General features: G+C 38.8%; 1 pseudogene. It reads left to right on the top strand.

The window, feature by feature from the left end:
- Positions 1-281 (top strand): annotated as a pseudogene (locus NZ772_19490) (DNA phosphorothioation-associated methyltransferase).

Raw genomic sequence — 281 nt, 5'->3', positions numbered from 1 at the left:
CTCTCAATCTAGTAAAGAGTTCAAAGAGATAAGTCATTCAGTTCAAAGACATCGATCTGCAATTGTTCGATCGAGTCTATCCAAGCCAGTACGTTGTGCTATAGAAGCTGGACTACTTACTAAAGATACAACTTTCTTTGACTATGGCTGTGGTCACGGTTTGGATTACCAAATTCTGCAAAAGCAGGGTTTCACTAGTATGGGTTGGGACCCTTACTATTTTCCTAGTAACCCCATACAACCAGCAGACATCGTAAATTTAGGTTATGTAATAAATGTTA

The organism is Cyanobacteriota bacterium, assembly GCA_025054735.1.
Classification (GTDB): domain Bacteria; phylum Cyanobacteriota; class Cyanobacteriia; order SKYG9; family SKYG9; genus SKYG9.
The sequence above is the reverse complement of the archived record's forward strand: the minus strand, read 5'-3'. Positions and strand labels throughout refer to the sequence as shown.